The sequence below is a fragment of the Rhizobium sp. P32RR-XVIII genome, assembly GCF_012641395.1.
Lineage (GTDB): Bacteria > Pseudomonadota > Alphaproteobacteria > Rhizobiales > Rhizobiaceae > Rhizobium.
Genome location: NZ_JABAIH010000006.1, coordinates 248,214 through 264,496, shown reverse-complemented (window position 1 = coordinate 264,496; position 16,283 = coordinate 248,214). Strand labels below are relative to the sequence as shown.

Annotated in this window: 13 protein-coding genes; 3 read left to right on the top strand and 10 right to left on the bottom strand. The window is 60.8% G+C overall.

The features are described from left to right. The first annotated feature begins 16 nt into the window (after positions 1-16). On the top strand, positions 17-1,819 hold the full coding sequence (locus tag HGP14_RS19520) for an ABC transporter transmembrane domain-containing protein (protein ID WP_168831536.1): 1,803 nt from the start codon (positions 17-19) through the stop codon (positions 1,817-1,819). A 4-nt stretch (positions 1,820-1,823) separates the two neighbouring features. On the opposite strand, the gene HGP14_RS19515 is transcribed toward HGP14_RS19520, so the two are convergent. Next, the gene (locus HGP14_RS19515; RefSeq protein WP_168831535.1) at positions 1,824-3,041 is read right to left on the bottom strand and encodes an adenylate/guanylate cyclase domain-containing protein; all 1,218 of its coding nucleotides are present in this window, start codon (positions 3,039-3,041) and stop codon (positions 1,824-1,826) included. Positions 3,042-3,255: 214 nt separating this feature from the next. Between HGP14_RS19515 and HGP14_RS19510 the strand changes: the two genes are divergently transcribed. Both HGP14_RS19510 and HGP14_RS19505 read left to right on the top strand, forming a co-directional pair. Continuing rightward, the gene (locus tag HGP14_RS19510; protein ID WP_168831534.1) at positions 3,256-4,245 is read left to right on the top strand and encodes a Bug family tripartite tricarboxylate transporter substrate binding protein; all 990 of its coding nucleotides are present in this window, start codon (positions 3,256-3,258) and stop codon (positions 4,243-4,245) included. Positions 4,246-4,309: 64 nt separating this feature from the next. Beyond that, a complete protein-coding gene (locus HGP14_RS19505; protein ID WP_168831533.1) occupies positions 4,310-4,498 on the top strand; it encodes a YegP family protein in 189 nt (62 codons plus the stop codon). A gap of 45 nt (positions 4,499-4,543) precedes the next feature. Here HGP14_RS19505 and HGP14_RS19500 read toward each other — a convergent pair whose 3' ends face one another. From HGP14_RS19500 to HGP14_RS19460, 9 genes are all read right to left on the bottom strand, one after another. Next, the gene (locus HGP14_RS19500; RefSeq protein ID WP_168831532.1) at positions 4,544-5,575 is read right to left on the bottom strand and encodes a peptidoglycan -binding protein; all 1,032 of its coding nucleotides are present in this window, start codon (positions 5,573-5,575) and stop codon (positions 4,544-4,546) included. 3 nt (positions 5,576-5,578) lie between these two features. Further along, positions 5,579-6,670: a flagellar motor protein MotA gene (locus tag HGP14_RS19495; RefSeq protein ID WP_168831531.1), complete on the bottom strand. Its 1,092-nt coding sequence runs from the start codon at positions 6,668-6,670 to the stop codon at positions 5,579-5,581. 112 nt (positions 6,671-6,782) lie between these two features. After that, the gene (locus HGP14_RS19490; RefSeq protein WP_168831530.1) at positions 6,783-7,583 is read right to left on the bottom strand and encodes an inositol monophosphatase family protein; all 801 of its coding nucleotides are present in this window, start codon (positions 7,581-7,583) and stop codon (positions 6,783-6,785) included. 209 nt (positions 7,584-7,792) lie between these two features. Beyond that, on the bottom strand, positions 7,793-8,890 hold the full coding sequence (locus HGP14_RS19485) for a chemotaxis response regulator protein-glutamate methylesterase (RefSeq protein WP_168831529.1): 1,098 nt from the start codon (positions 8,888-8,890) through the stop codon (positions 7,793-7,795). A gap of 12 nt (positions 8,891-8,902) precedes the next feature. Continuing rightward, positions 8,903-9,748 (bottom strand): CheR family methyltransferase, encoded by an 846-nt coding sequence (locus HGP14_RS19480; protein ID WP_168831528.1) that lies wholly within the window; start codon positions 9,746-9,748, stop codon positions 8,903-8,905. Positions 9,749-9,770: 22 nt separating this feature from the next. Then, a complete protein-coding gene (locus tag HGP14_RS19475; RefSeq protein WP_168831527.1) occupies positions 9,771-10,247 on the bottom strand; it encodes a chemotaxis protein CheW in 477 nt (158 codons plus the stop codon). Between the two features lie 2 nt (positions 10,248-10,249). Beyond that, positions 10,250-12,175 (bottom strand): methyl-accepting chemotaxis protein, encoded by a 1,926-nt coding sequence (locus tag HGP14_RS19470; RefSeq protein ID WP_168831526.1) that lies wholly within the window; start codon positions 12,173-12,175, stop codon positions 10,250-10,252. A 365-nt stretch (positions 12,176-12,540) separates the two neighbouring features. After that, positions 12,541-14,364 carry a methyl-accepting chemotaxis protein gene (locus HGP14_RS19465; protein WP_168831525.1) on the bottom strand — a complete coding sequence of 608 codons (1,824 nt, stop codon included), beginning with the start codon at positions 14,362-14,364 and terminating at the stop codon, positions 12,541-12,543. A 203-nt stretch (positions 14,365-14,567) separates the two neighbouring features. After that, positions 14,568-16,271, bottom strand: a complete 1,704-nt coding sequence (locus HGP14_RS19460) for a methyl-accepting chemotaxis protein (RefSeq protein WP_168831524.1) — start codon at positions 16,269-16,271, stop codon at positions 14,568-14,570. Positions 16,272-16,283 lie beyond the last annotated feature (12 nt).

Below are 16,283 nucleotides of genomic sequence, written 5' to 3'. Positions count from 1 at the left end.
GGCGATTGGAGATGAATTGACAGACGCAGTCCAGGCCGCGGAAAAGAAGTCGCGTTCCCTCAAGCCCCTCGCAAGGCTCGCGCCTTATATGATGCGCTACCGCGGCATGGTCGCAGGCGCCCTAGTTGCACTCGTCGTTGCCGCCGTCACGTCGCTCGCCCTTCCACTTGCCGTACGCCGCATGATCGACCACGGCTTCACACAGGCCGACGGCAACTTCATCAACAGTTACTTCGCAATGTTGACGGTGATGGCCGTGGTGCTCGCGGCTGCAAGCGCCCTTCGCTATTACTTCGTCATCACGCTGGGCGAACGCATCGTCTCGGATCTCCGCCGTGATGTCTTCGCGCACGTGACCCGCCTGTCGCCGTCCTTTTTCGACATCAACCAGTCAGGTGAGATCGTTTCGCGCCTGACCGCCGATACGACACAGATCAAATCGGCCGTCGGTGCGACGGCCTCGGTGGCGCTGCGAAACCTCATCCTCTGTCTGGGCGCGATGGGCATGATGATCGTAACCTCGCCGAAACTTGCCAGCCTGGCGCTCGGCGCGATCCCGTTGATCGTCTTTCCGCTCGTCGCCTTCGGGCGTTCGGTGCGCAAGCGCTCTCGCGCCGCTCAGGATACCCTCGCCAAGGCTTCCGCCTTCGCCAACGAAGCGATCGCCGCCACCCGCACCGTGCAGGCCTTCAATGGCGAGGATGCTGCCGCGAGCCGCTATGGCGCTGCCGTCGAAGTGGCCTATAGCGCCGCACGCTCGGCAACCCGCTCCCGGGCACTCCTGACGGGCATTGCGATCACGCTGGTTTTCGGCAGTGTCGTCGCCGTTCTTTGGGTCGGCGCCCATAATGTTCTGACCGGAACGCTTTCGGCGGGCACGCTCGGCCAGTTTCTGCTCTATTCGGTCATCGCCGCGGGCTCTCTCGGTGCCCTGTCCGAAGTTTGGGGAGAACTCTCGCAGGCGGCGGGCGCCGCCGAGCGGCTGAATGAACTGCTGGACGAAGTCTCGCCGATCAGAGCACCGGAAAAACCCGAGACGCTGCCCGCACCCGCACTGGGACGCGTCGAATTCTCAAACGTCCATTTCGCTTATCCATCACGTCCCGGCAAATCAGCGTTGCGGGGGCTGAGCTTCAGCGTCACGCCGGGCGAAACTGTCGCCATCGTAGGCTCGTCGGGCGCGGGCAAGAGCACCGTCTTCTCGCTGCTGCTGCGTTTCTATGATCCACAACAGGGGAGCGTCGCGCTCGATGGTCTGGATGCACGCGAAGTAACACCGACCGATCTGCGCGAGCGCATGGCAATCGTTCCGCAGGACGTCACCATCTTCGCTGCCTCGATCCACGACAACATCGCCTTCAGCCGTCCCGGCGCGACGCGTGAAGAGGTGCGTGCTGCCGCCGTCGCGGCTCAGGCGGATGAGTTCATCGCGAAGTTGGACAAAGGCTATGACACTGAGGTCGGCGAGCGCGGCATTACCCTTTCCGGCGGCCAGCGCCAGCGTATCGCGATCGCTCGGGCGATCCTGAAGAATGCGCCTATCCTGCTGCTCGACGAAGCCACATCCGCTCTTGATGCGGAGAGCGAAACACTAGTGCAGAAAGCGCTCGACGGCCTAATGATGGGTCGGACGACGCTCGTCATCGCCCATCGCCTCGCGACCGTCTTGAAGGCAGATCGCATCCTGGTCATGGACGAGGGCCGCGTCGTCGAAGAGGGCACTCATCAGAGCCTGATCCGACACGGCGGGATCTATGCCAAACTGGCGAAGCTGCAGTTCGAGACGGGTGCGACAGAGCCTCTGGCGATAGCCAAGTAGATTCTCAGGGTTCCGGAAACGCGTAGACATCCACAGGCTCGCCCAGCCCGCGCAGCGGGAAGGAGCCGAGGCTTTCCAAACCGGCTTCGCACCCGGCCATTTCGACGAAGGCTTTCGACAGCAGCACGGGACGCTTGATCTCCTTCGTCAAACTTTCTAGCCGTGATGCGATGTTGACCGCCGGGCCGATCACCGTGAAATCGAGGCGCTTGTGCGAGCCGATATTGCCGTACATCACGTCTCCGACATGTACGCCGATGCCGTAGCGGAGCTGCACAAGCCTCCGCTCCTCGTTGAACTGATTGAGCTCGACCATCGCGGCCTGAGCTTCCTTGATCGCACTGAGAAGGTTGTGGCAGGCCTCCGGCGTGATCAGAGGAAAGATAGCGAGCAGCCCGTCGCCCATGAATTTCAGGATCTCACCGCCATGCCTTTCGATCGGCTCCGACATGGCATCGAAATAGGCGTTCAGCAGTTCGAGCACATCGTCGCGCGGCCAAAGATCGGAGATCTTCGTGAAATCGCGCATGTCGCAGATGAGGATCGCCGCGCCAACCGTTGCGCCGCTGCCGCGGGTCGTGGCGCCTGCCAGAATCTGCTCGCTTGCGTGTGGCCCGACGTAGGTTTCCAGTAGCGTGCGAGCAAGAATGTTTTTGACCCGGACTTCGGTGACGAGCGTAAGCGCCGGCATGAGGTCTCTGAGGAAGGTCAGGTGCTCATCGTCAAAGCCGCCCGGCCTGTCGCTTGAGAAGGTGACGACGTGCCGCTTGCCGAGCGTATGATCCATCGGCCAGGCAACGTAATCCGTCAGCCCTTCCCCTCGCAGCTCGTCATAAAGCGGATAGGAAGTGGTCTCGTCTTCCAGCTTCTGCCGGACTTCTGCCGCTCCGCTGAAGATATCGTTCATCGGGCTGTTCAGGAATTGCGACGTCAATTCGACGCCGTAGCCGAAAGTCGTGATCTCGGCTTTCTGCATTCCAAGGCGCCAGAGGACGCGTGCACCGCGCCATTGCGGATGGAGCGTCCGGAAATGCATCGTCGCGCGGGCGACAGGAACGCCTGCGGCCTGGAGCCTTATGCACATCTCCACCAGGATATTGTCGATGTATCGCTCGCCGCGGGTATCGTTGATCAGCCAGTCGAGGATTTTTCGCCGGCGCACCGGCCAACGGCCATCCTCCGCCTCCACGGGCGCTGGTAATGGATTGGATACGGCCTGCATTTGAAACTCCACAATCTCGTCCCGCCAAGCGGACACATCAACATCCCTGTATAGATGGTTAGCGAAGGACCGATTGGAATATCAACAGCCGGATCGTTTCGCTCAACACTAAAGTCGCATGTCGGCCCGGCCGCTTTCGGTTGCCTTTGTCCGCCCATGCCCTACCCTCCTCCTGCCGATTTGAACAGCTGCTGAATTCTGGGAGGAGAATTGAATGGTAATTTTTAACATCACCCGTCGCGCCGGGATGGCGCTCGGCCTTGGACTGCTTGCAGCTCTGGGGACCGGGACTGCAAAGGCCGACGGCTTTCCGGATCGCGCGGTTACACTGGTCGTTCCTTTTGCTGCCGGCGGCTCCACGGATGTCGTCGCTCGCATCATCGCCGAGAAGATGTCGGAAGACCTGGGCCAGCAGGTGGTCGTCCAGAATGTCGCCGGTGCGGGCGGGAACCTCGGTGCAGACAACGTCGCCCGCGCCGAACCGGACGGCTATACCATTCTGATGGGGACGGTTGCGACGCACGCGCTCAACCCACTCATCCTCAAATCCACGCCCTACAATCCGGAAAAGGATTTCGCCCCCGTTTCGTTGCTCGTCATCGTGCCTAACGTGCTCGTCGTCAATCCGGAACTGCCCGTCAAGAACGTGCAGGAACTGATTGCGCTGCTGAAGGCCGAGCCCGACAAGTGGAGCTATGCTTCCTCCGGCAACGGCACGCCACTGCATCTGTCGGGCGAACTGTTCAATTCGATGGCTGGCGTCACGATGCAGCATATCCCCTACAAGGGTGCTGGACCTGCCTTGACCGATCTTTTGGGCAACCAGGTGTCGATCATGTTCGATAACCTGCCCTCTTCCTCCGGTCACATCAAATCCGGGAAGTTGCGGGCCTTGGCAGTCACGACCGCGAAACGCGCTCCATCCTTCCCCGATATCCCCACTATCGCCGAGTCTGGCGTTCCCGGCTACGAGACCTATACATGGAACGCGCTCTTCGCACCGGCGAATACGCCTGCCGATGTTGTCGCGAAACTCAATGAGTCCGCCAACAAGGCCCTGAAGGATCCGGCGGTTGCCGAACGCATGAAGGAATTCAGCGCCACCATCGTCGGCTCAACGCCGGAGGAACTTGGCGCTCATGTGAAAGCCGAACTGGCCAAGTGGGGTCCGATCGTGAAGGGCGCAAATATCCAAATGGAATAAGTTCAACTTTTGCACTAGATTATCTCCCGTTAGCAGGCAACTTCCTGATATTGGGAGATAATCGATGTATAAGTTTGAAGTTTACAAAGACAAGGCCGGCGAATTCCGTTTCCGCTTCAAGGCGTCGAACGGCGAATCCATGTTCAGTTCCGAAGGCTACAAAGCCAAGGCGTCGGCCCTGAGCGCGATCGAATCCATCAAGAAGAATGCGCCGGGCGCGACGGTGGACGATCAGACCACGGCGACGGCCTGACCTCAGTTTGGCGGCGCCCGCAAGGCGCCGCCTTACACTGCCCGATCACTTCTCGGTCAGCTTGAGCTCGATGCGACGGTTGGTGGCGCGGGCCTCTGCGGTATCGCCGGGTGCAATTGGCTGGAATTCGCCGAAGCCTGCCGCGACGAGCCGATCGGCCGGTACGCCTTGCGAAATGAGATATTTGACGACGGAAATCGCGCGCGCCGAGGAAAGCTCCCAGTTGTCGCGATAGCGGCCAGATCCGGACAGCGCCACATTGTCGGTATGGCCGTCCACGCGGAGCACCCAATTGATTTCAGGCGGGATTTCCTTCGCCAGGTCGAGCAGCGCGGTGGCAAGTTTGCCCATCTCGGCGGTGCCTTCCGGATTGAGATCGGAACTGCCGGAGGGGAACAGGACTTCCGACTGGAAAACGAAACGGTCGCCGACGATGCGGATATTCTCACGATCGGAGAGGATTTCGCGCAAGCGTCCGAAGAAATCCGAGCGATAGCGATTGAGCTCCTGGACGCGCTGGGCCAGTGCGACGTTGAGGCGCCGGCCGAGATCGGCGATCTTCGCCTGCGAGCTCTGGTCCTTCTGTTCCGAGGCCTGCAGCGCCGCCTCGACGGCTGCGATTTGGCTCCTGAGTGCCGAAATCTGCTGGTTGAGAAGCTCGACTTGGCTCATGGCCCGGTCGCTCATCTGTTTCTGCTCGTCCAACTCCTTGGTCAGGCCGCCGATGCGCTGCTGCGCCGCGTCCTGCCCGCCGGAGCCGGCGTCGAGCAGCGCCTGCAGCCGCGAGCGTTCGCCTTCTGCGGTCGCAAGCGACGCCTGCAGATTGGCGACGGAATCCTCGAGATCCTGGTTGCTGCCTTTCTCGAGGGCTAGCAGTTGCGTCAGCTCGTTGATTTGACTGTTGAGGCGGTTCAGCACCTCGTCGCGGCCGGAAATCTCCCGGCTGAGAATGAACTGGCCGACGACGAACACCGTCAGCAGAAACATGATGGCAATCAGAAGCGTCGACAGAGCGTCGACGAAACCTGGCCAGTAGTTCATTTCTCCTTGGCGGCGGCGGTTTCGGGCGAGCGCCATGGTTTACTTGCCCTCGCTCTTCTCGGTATGGGCTCGATGGCTCCGTTCGGAAGAGCTATACCTTTCCTGTCCGCCGATACGCTCGGCGAGCCGGTCGAGCGTGCGGCGCATGGCTTTCGCCTCGTCCTGCTGCGCTTCGATCCAGTCGCGCAGCATCTGCTGCTCGTTGCGCATGTTCTTGACGAGGCCCTGGATGCCTTCGGCAAGACTTGCCATCGCCGCGACCGAGCGCTGGCTGCCGGCGCCCCCTTCATCGGCAACCTTCTTCAGATAGTCCGACAACGCGCGAACATCCTCGGAAGACGTAGCCCCGTCGATCGGCTGAACAGCCAGGTCGGAGCCGACGTCAGTCACCGACGAAAGCCAGTTTTCGAGCTCCATGTAGAAGCGGTTCTGTGCCCGGCCCGCCTGAAGGTCGAGGAAGCCGAGAATGAGTGATCCGGAAAGCCCGAGCAACGATGACGAGAAGGCCTGCCCCATGCCGGAAAGCGGCATCGAAAGGCCTTCCTTGAGCGTCGTCAGCACGTCGCCGGAACCGTTCGATCCTGCATCCAGCGACTGAATGACGCCACTGATCGAGCCGATCGTACCGATGAGACCCCAGAACGTGCCGAGCAGGCCGAGGAAGACCAGAAGGCCAATGAGATAACGTGACGTATCGCGGGATTCATCGAGGCGCGTGGCGATCGAGTCCAGGATGGAGCGCAGCGCGGTCGTCGAAAGCGTCGCCGTTGACTTACGATTACCGATCAGCGCGCGCATCGGCGCAAGCAGTCTCGGATTGCGGTTGACCTTGTCCGCGCTGCCAGCCGCGCGGAAGGAATTGAACCAGCGCACTTCCGGACGAAGAGACAGCACGTGGCTGAAGACGAGGATGATCCCGACGGCCAGAACACCGAGAATCAGGCCGTTGAGGCCCGGATTGTGCATGAAGGCTGACTGCGCCTGCCGGAAAAGAATGGCGGCGATAAAACCGACGATGACAAGAAAAAGCAGCATCGTCCAGAGAAACGGCATCGGACTGGAGAGCTTGTAGACATAGTTGCCGCTCGGTTTTTCGGTCGAGCCGAACTCCGCCGCATTCACATTTTCCATCGTTGCGCAGCCTCCGGATTGCTTGCAGCCGGAGACTAGAGCAACATTGTGCCGAATTGAAGTATGCGCGAAGAGAAAACCGTGTCTTTACAACAGCCAGTTTTCGCCGACGTCATTTCGTAGGTATCGGGCGCTTGATGGTTTCCATCAGAGCCTTGTGAATATACTCGTTGCCGGCAACCAGCGCGCCGGTATCAAGGATATCCGTCCCACCGTTCCAGTCAGTCGCATAGCCGCCCGCTTCGCGGATGAGCAGAATGCCGGCTGCGATATCCCACGGAGACAATCCCGCTTCCCAGAAACCGTCGAAGCGCCCGGCGGCAACGTAAGCAAGATCGAGCGCGGCCGAGCCTATGCGGCGAATGCCAGCCACCTCCCCCATGACATGACGAAGCTCGACAAGAAACTTGCCGTGATTGCCACGGCCGAGATGCGGCACGCCGCAGCCAATGACGGAATCCGAAAGCACGCGGCGGGCGCCGACGCGCAGACGACGATCGTTGAGAAACGCCCCGCCGCCCCGCTCAGCAGTGTAGAGCTCGTCAGTCGCCGGATTGAAGACGACGCCCGCGACGATTTCGCCGTTGCGCTCGAGCGCGATCGACACGGCAAACATCGGAATGCCGTGCAGAAAATTGGTCGTGCCATCGAGCGGGTCGACGATCCAGCGATGGGCGCCGTCAGTGCCCTTGATCTCTTCGCTCTCCTCGCCAAGGAAGCCATAGGTCGGCCGTGCCTTCAGCAGTTCGTCCTTGACGATCTTTTCGGCCTTCCGGTCGGCGTTGGACACGAAATCGCCCGGGCCCTTCACGGACACCTGCAGGTTCTGCACTTCCCCGAAATCACGCCCCAGCGACTTGCCTGCCTTGATGGCAGCCTGAACCATGACATTGAGAAGAGCAGAACGGGCCATCGGGGCATTTTCCTTGGAACTGGACGGGATGCGCTGTCAGGGCGGGAAAGTCCCTGATCGCCGGAAACGGCAGCGCTCATAAAAAGGTTGGCGGCCTCAAGACCACAAAATCGGGCAAATTTCAAGGGGAACCAGGCATGGCGAGATCGGCGGACCTTCCGGGCGGAATTGCCGTCGAGGCTCACCGGTCTCGGACTGCGCGACGAAGCTCAGAACTTCTGCTGGGTTAGCAGTACTTCGCGAGCGATCTGGTCGAGCGGCAGAATGCGATCCACGCCGCCTTTGGCGATTGCTTCCTTCGGCATGCCGAAGACAATCGAGCTCGCCTCATCCTGAGCGACCGTGTAAGCGCCGGCCTCATGCATCTCGAGCATGCCGCGCGCGCCGTCATCGCCCATACCCGTCATGATGATGCCCATCGCGTTCGAACCGGCAGCGCGCGCCGCGGAACGGAAGAGCACGTCGACCGACGGGCGATGCCGCGAGACCAGCGGACCGGTCTTGACGGAAACATGGTAGCGTGCGCCCTGCCGTTCCAAAAGCATGTGCCGGTCGCCGGGAGCGATCAGCACGTGGCCGCGAAGCACTGGATCGCCATCCGCCGCTTCCTTGATTTCCACCTCGCAGAGACCATTGAGACGCTTGGCGAACGCCGCCGTGAACTTTTCCGGCATGTGCTGGACAATGACCATTCCCGGCGCATTGGCAGGAAGCGCTTCCAGGAATTCGCGGAGAGCCTCTGTTCCGCCGGTCGATGCGCCGACGCAGACCACCATTTCCGTCGTCTTCGCCATCGCGCGGCCAGTCGGTGGTGGAAGCATCGCATCCGCCGTCAGTTTCTTTGCAGGCCCCTCTGCAGACGCCGAGCGGATCGTCCCTGCAGCACGACGCATCGCAGGCAGCCGCGCATACGAAGCACTCTTTACCACCTCGCGGATGCGGATTGCATCATCGGCCAGACTGTCCGCCGCGCCGATCTTCGACTTCAGGATGATATCGACCGCACCGGCCTCCAACGCTTGGATCAGCGTCTCGGAACCAGCCTCCGTCAACGACGAACACATGACAACCGGGATGGGATGCTGCGACATCAGCTTGCGCAAGAAGGTGATGCCATCCATGCGCGGCATTTCCACATCGAGCGTGATGACGTCCGGGACATCCTCCTGCAGCTTTCGCGCAGCCATGAAAGGATCGCTCGCAACGCCCATGACTTCGATGTCCGGGTCCTCTTGCAAAACGCGGGTCAGCGTCTGGCGCACGCTAGCGGAGTCGTCGATGATTAGAACGCGGACTTTCTTTCCCATCTCGCCTCTGCTTCAGGTCTTCTGGAAAACGGTATTGGACACCTGCTTCAACGGCAAGTCGAAGCCAGTGATCGATTCCGAATGTCCAATGAACATATAGCCGCCTTTTGCCAGGCAATCGCACAACCGGCTTAAGACGCCCTGCTGCGTCGGCTTGTCGAAATAGATGAGAACGTTGCGGCAAAAGATGATCTGCATGACATCTCCGACGGGATATTTCTCATCCATCAGGTTCATGCGCGCAAAGCCGACTTTGCCGCGCAGCTTCGGCGAAATCCGTACTTCCCCTCGTCCGGGCTGCTTGGCGGTCATCACGTATTTCCGCTGCAGATCGTGAGGAACGGGCTGGACGAGGTCCTGCGGATATATGCCCCTGCGGGCCGTCTGCAACACATCCGTGCTGAGATCGGTCGCGAGAATACTGTACTTCAGGTCGCTGCGCGCTTCGGTGAATTCGGCAAGCACCATTGCCATCGTATAGGGTTCAGCGCCTGTCGAGCAGGCGGAGCTCCAGGTGCGGATGGTGCGAATGCCGCTGTTTACCAGAGCCGGCAACGCCACCGCCTGCATAAAGTCGAAATGCCTCGCTTCGCGGAAGAAGTCCGTCTTGTTCGTCGTGACGACGTCGATCAGATAGATCGCCTCCTGTTCCAGTCCGCCATCATTGAAGAGGAAATCGCAATAGTCGTCGAACGTCGAATGGTTCGTCGCGCGAAGCCGCCGGCGCAACCGCCCCTCCAGCATCGTCAGCTTTGTCGGCGGCATCTTGATACCGCTGTAGTCGTAAATGAACCGGGCAAGCATATCGAAATTGCGCTTGCTGATCCGGTCGCCGGCTTGCACCGCTGCCATACTCATGAACTACTCCGAGGTGGCGGCGCTAGGCCGCCGATTGCAATACGGAAGCGTCCTCGCGCGACAGGAGCCGCGCGAGATCGACGATGACGACGAAGCCGTTTTCGCGGCGCACGACGCCCGCAATGTAATCAGACCGCCAGCGAACACCGATGTCCGGCGCCTGCTCGATCTGGTCACGCCGGAAAGGCGTGACCTCGAAGACACGATCGGCGACAAGACCGAGCGTCAGCGTGCGGTTTTCCATCGGAATGTCGAGCACGAGCACCCGCGTATGCGATGTAGGCACGGTCTTCGACAGGCCGAGCTTTAGCCTGAGGTCGATCGTCGGAACGCCCTGGCCGCGCACATCGCGAAGGCCGAGCAGGTAATCAGGACCGTTCGGAATCTTGAAGGCTTCCGCATAGTCGAGAATTTCCCGAACAACCTCCACCGGCACGGCGAAGGTTTCCTCGCCGAGGCTGAAGGTCACGAACTGAGCTTCCAGGGACGTTGTAGCCATCTTTATGCGCTTTCCTTGAAATCGGCGTCACCGTCATCGGGACCGCCCATGGATAGATCGAGAGCAAAACCCTTCACCCGCGCCTGCTGGGCGGAGACGCTGTTGGCTGCCGGAGCCTTACCAGCAGGCTTGCGAGGGGCTGCAATGGCCGGGCTGCGGACGGTCATCTTGGCAGCTGGCGTGCGGCTCCCGCGATTGCCCGAGGTCTCGATCTTGAAGAAGGCGATCGAGGCCTGCAGTTCTTCGGCCTGCGTGGCGAGCTCTTCGGAAGTTGCCGACATCTCTTCGGAGGCACCGGCGTTCTGCTGGGTCACCTTGTCGAGCTGCTGGATCGCTTCGTTGATCTGCGCGGCGCCGATATCCTGCTCGCGGCAAGCCGCGCTGATTTCGGAAACCAGTTCGGCGGTCTTGCGGATATCCGGCACCAGACGGCCGAGCATGTCGCCGGCGTCGGCAGCAGCCTTCACCGTATCACTCGACATGGACGAGATTTCCGCCGCCGCCGACTGGCTGCGTTCGGCAAGCTTGCGCACCTCGGAAGCCACCACCGCAAAGCCCTTGCCATGTTCGCCGGCACGCGCCGCTTCAACCGCAGCGTTCAAGGCGAGCAGGTCGGTCTGGCGGGCGATTTCCTGAACGATGCCGATCTTCTCGGCAATCGTACGCATGGCATCGACGGCACGGGCGACGGCTTCGCCGCTTGCCTCGGCGTCCTTGGAGGACTGGCGGGCGATCTTCTCGGTCTGGGCCGCATTGTCGGCGTTCTGCTTGATGTTGGCCGCCATCTGCTCCATCGAAGCCGATGCTTCCTCGGCGGAAGCTGCCTGTTCGGTCGCCCCTTGAGAGACCTGCTCGGAGCTTGCCGACAGTTGCTGGCTGCCAGACGACACATTCTCGGCGGCCGCAATCGCATCCGCGACGACGCCGCGCAGGCGTTCGACCATCTGTTCGAGAGCGATGCCAAGCACATCCTTGTCCGAGAGCGGCGTCGGAGAGACCGTCAGGTCGCCGTTCGAGATCTGGTCGGCGATGTTGGCTGTCGTACGCAGGTTAGTCACCATGCTTTGCATCGCAAAGCCGAGCACGTCCTTCTCCGAAAGCGGCTTCGGGTCGATCGAGAGATCGCCTGCCGCGATGCTGTTTGCCACATCCGCAGTGCGGCGGAGATTGGCAGTCATGCCGTTCATCGTATCGACGAGATCCTTGATCTCATCATTCGTACGAACTTCGATCGTCTGCTCCAGATCGCCGATGGCAACGGCATTGGCGGCGGCACGAATTTTCGACAGGCCGCGCATGATATCGATGCCAATCCACAGCGCCGTCGCGATAGATAGGGCCACGCCAACGGCTGCAATGACAATCAACATGTTGAATGTGCTGCCGAATGCCGCGTCAGCCGCCTCATCGCCTGCGCTGATCGCTTCGCGCGTCAGGCCCGCGAGCGATTCCGTCAGCCCGTCAAGCTTTTCGGCAGCAGCTCCGCCTTCGGTCTGGTCGACTTCAACGGCTTGGTCGCGCTGACCGGCAAGCGCAAGCTCCCTAATTTTGTCGTTCAGACGAGCGTAATCGCTCCAAAAATCGGCGATGGCCTGCCACTTTGGCTTGAGCTCGTCAGCCGCGCTGTCCTTCCCGAGCGCAAGCGCGTCTTCGAACGCTTTGCGCTGTTGCTTGATGCCCTCGACCGCCTGCTGCGTCCGCTCCGCAGTCGTGGCCAGCAGAAGATCGCTCTCGGCCAGATTTAACGAGTCGAATGCTCGGGCGAGATTGGAAGCGTAGCCGTCCTGGCGTACCGGGCCGGTGAGGAGATCGTTCTGCATCGATGCGACCATGCTCGCGCCCCGCATACCGAACGCAGCACAGGCAATGGTCACAGCAATCAGCAGCCCGAAGGCCATTGTCATTTTGGCTTTGATCGTAAAGCGCATTTGGAGAATCCTTTATTTCAGCTGGCGGTGGGAGCACCGCCCCGCTGGTTTCCGGCGCATCGGCTCGAAGAACATCTACCCCTCATGAGATCATCGTCGCTCGCTTGAGGTCCGCCGTCTGCCAGCTCGCCACAATCTCGCGATCGGCTCTCAAACCACAGCGCGCCGGACTGCGGATGTTGACCTACCTGCCGGTAGAAGGCTCCGATGCACCGCACCATGGCTGGAAGGGATCCCCCCTGGGATCCTGGCAGCCATTTCACAGCACGGGGATACCCGCCGATTGCGATACCAACGCATACACACGTTGGGCATTTCAAGCCGCGGACCAGGAGCCCGCGGCAGTCTCAGTTCCAGCGAAGCGCTCAGGCGCTTTCGCGGAAATCGGCATCGCCCACGTCCGGTCCACCCATCGACATATCCAGTGCGAAGCCCTTGGCGCGTGCCTGCTGCGCAGAAACGGACTGGCCACGGCCAGCGTGGTCTTGCGCGATCTTGCGAGCCGGAGTCTCCACGAGCTTGCCAGAGGTTTTAGCCGACGCCCTGTGAATACCGGCCTTCTTTGGTCCTGCCGTATCAACCTTGAAGAAGGCGATCGAGGCTTGCAGTTCTTCGGCCTGTGCTGCCAGTTCCTCGGAGGTTGCCGACATCTCGACGGAGGCACCGGCGTTCTGTTGGGTCACCTTGTCGAGCTGCTGGATGGCCTCGTTGATCTGTGAGGCGCCGATATCCTGTTCGCGGCAGGCCGCGCTGATTTCAGAGACCAGTTCGGCGGTCTTGCGGATATCCGGCACCAAGCGGCCAAGCATGTCGCCAGCTTCCTGGGCCGCCTTGACAGTATCGCCCGACATCGAGCTGATCTCGGCCGCCGCCGACTGGCTGCGCTCGGCAAGCTTACGCACCTCGGAAGCCACGACAGCAAAGCCTTTGCCATGTTCGCCGGCACGGGCTGCTTCGACCGCAGCATTCAGAGCGAGCAGGTCGGTCTGGCGGGCGATTTCCTGAACGATGCCGATCTTCTCGGCGATCGTGCGCATCGCGTCGACTGCACGCTTGACCGCGTCGCCGCTCGTCTCGGCGTCCTTGGCGGACTGGCGGGCAATCTTTTCGGTCTGCGCCGCGTTGTCGGCATTCTGCTTGATATTGGCGGCCATCTGCTCCATCGAAGCGGAGGCCTCTTCGGCCGAGGCTGCCTGCTCGCTCGCACCCTGGGAGACCTGCTCGGAGCTTGCCGACAGTTCCTGGCTACCGGCAGAAACGTTCTCTGCGGCCGAGATTGCATCGGCGACGACGCCGCGCAGGCGCTCGACCATTTGTTCAAGAGCGATGCCAAGAACGTCTTTGTCCGAAAGCGGCTTCGGAGACGCCGTCAGGTCGCCGTTGGCGATCTGGTTCGCGATCTCTGCGGTATTGCGCAGGTTATCCGTCATCTTCGTCATGGAGGCGACCAGATCGCGGATTTCATCGTTGCTCTTGTGCTCGATACTCTGATCCAGATCGCCGATGCTGACGGCGTCGGCCAGATTGACGGCACGCCTCAGGCCACGGGAGATATTGAGCGAAATCCAGGTGGCGCAACCGACCGAGAACACGATAAGCAAGACGGTAATGGCAACGAGATGGAGTCGCGAGTTGGCATACTGAGCGTCGGTCGCCTGATCGGTTTCGTTGACGTCACCGGAAATCGTGTCCCGCATGTCCTCCATGACCTTGAGAGCTTTGTCCATGAGCTCGCGGCCTTGCTTCATCGTCAATCCGGAGGCCTCGGAATTCGACTCGGCGGTGTTCTGCGTTGCCAGGTCGGCAATTCGTTTCTGGATAGGCACGTATTGCTCGTAGACCGCCCTGAATTGACCGGCCTGTGTCCGCACATCCGGATCAGCGGAAGCTTCGAGCTTTACGGTCAGATCTTCGATTCCGTTCTGATGGTCGAGCATCGCCTGAACGAACTCGGCGATCTCGGCAGGATTATTATTTAGGACCGCATTCTTTTCGGCCCGGACGCTGTTATTGAGCATGTCGCTGAGCGCGGAGACGTTTTTCAAATCGTTGATCGGCTCCGCGATCATCTTTGTGATCTCGGAATTCAGCGACGAAAGATTGTAGATCGCAAGACCCGCCATCAATCCGCTAAGCAAAATGACCGCGGCGAAGACCAAAGCCAGCTTTAATTTGATCGTTAGACGCATGAGTAGCCCCTTGGGTATTTTAGAAAGACCGGTGTCATCCCAACCGGTTTTCTGAGTGCGAGAGCGGTTCGCATTGTGGAATGAAGAGCCTTGCATCTACTCTTGCGTGAGCGAGTGGCAGAGCCAGCCACGCCTCCAACGTCAACATCCGTTGGGCATCGTCAATGCCGCGACTGGCAAAACCAGCCGCGGCATTTCATTGATCAGGCGCTTTCGCGGAAGTCGTCGTCACCGGCGTCCGGCCCACCCATCGACATGTCCAAGGCAAAGCCCTTGGCGCGTGCCTGCTGGGCGGAGACGGACTGGTTACGGCCGACGTGCGAGACATCCTGCGATGCCTTGCGAATGGGAGCATTGATGACCTTTGCAGGAGTCTTCGCCGGAGCCTTGTGAGCGGCGACCTTCTTGGTCCCGGCGGTATCGACCTTGAAGAAGGCGATCGAAGCCTGGAGTTCTTCAGCCTGTGCTGCCAGTTCTTCGGAGGTTGCCGACATCTCTTCGGAGGCGCCGGCATTCTGCTGGGTTACCTTGTCGAGCTGCTGGATGGCTTCGTTGATCTGCGAGGCGCCGATGTCCTGCTCGCGGCAGGCGGCGCTGATTTCAGAGACCAGTTCCGCGGTCTTGCGGATATCCGGAACCAGACGGCCGAGCATTTCGCCGGCGTCGCGGGCTGCCTTAACGGTGTCGCTCGACATTGAACTGATCTCGGCAGCAGCCGATTGGCTGCGCTCGGCAAGCTTGCGCACTTCCGACGCGACGACCGCAAAGCCCTTGCCGTGTTCGCCTGCACGGGCTGCCTCGACGGCAGCGTTCAGAGCGAGCAGGTCGGTCTGGCGGGCGATTTCCTGGACGATGCCGATCTTCTCGGCGATCGTGCGCATGGCATCGACCGCACGGTTGACGGCGTCGCCGGAAGCTTCCGCGTCCTTGGCCGACTGACGGGCGATCTTTTCCGTCTGCGCGGCATTGTCGGCGTTCTGCTTGATGTTGGCGGCCATCTGCTCCATCGAAGCCGATGCTTCCTCGGCAGAAGCTGCCTGTTCGGTCGCCCCTTGCGAGACCTGCTCGGAGCTTGCTGACAGTTCCTGGCTACCCGAGGAGACGTTGTCGGCTGCCGACAAGGCATCACCAACGACGCCGCGGAGGCGTTCGATCATGATGTTGACGTTTCCGAGAAGTTCACCGATTTCGTCGCGGTTGGTGATCTCGGCCATCTTGGTCAGGTCGCCTTCGGAAACCTCGCGGACGACCGTGTTGGCGCGGGAGAGCCCCTTGCTGATCGTGCTTGCGATCCAGAAGGCCGTTACAGCTGCCATGAGGAAGGCGGCGGCGACGACGCTGATCATGAAAAGGCGCGTCTGCTGGTACTCCGCTTCGGCATCGTCGTCGGCGACGTCGAGCTGGGACTTCTCGAGTTTCGTGATTGCCTCGACGGCGTCGTCGATATCGGTCGCCGCCTTGCGGGCAACCGTCGAGGAGATGTTGTTTGCGCCTGCCCGGTCGCCAGCGCGCATCAGCTGGCGGATCTCGTCGTCGGACTGGTAGAAGGCCACCGACAGCTGGCGGATATTGGCCCAGAGCGGCTTGCCGTCCTCGGTGGAGATCGCCTCGGCTTGCGAGAGCGCCTTTTCGAAATCGGCGCGGCCTGCGTCACCATTGGTGATCGCGGCCTCCATTGCTGCCTGATCGGCTGCCATCAATAGGTTCTTCTGCTGGCGGATGGCCTGCAGCTCGCCGATGTTGATCTGCTGTGCGAGTTCGAGGCGCAGAGCCGGACCGGTAAGCACGTTACTGATTGCGGTATTGAGCCCGGAAAGGCTGATAATGCCATATGCGGCCGTACCCATCATCATCACGATAATGAGCGAGAACGCCGCCACTAACTTTGTCTTGATCGTCAATCGCATAATTTTAAACAC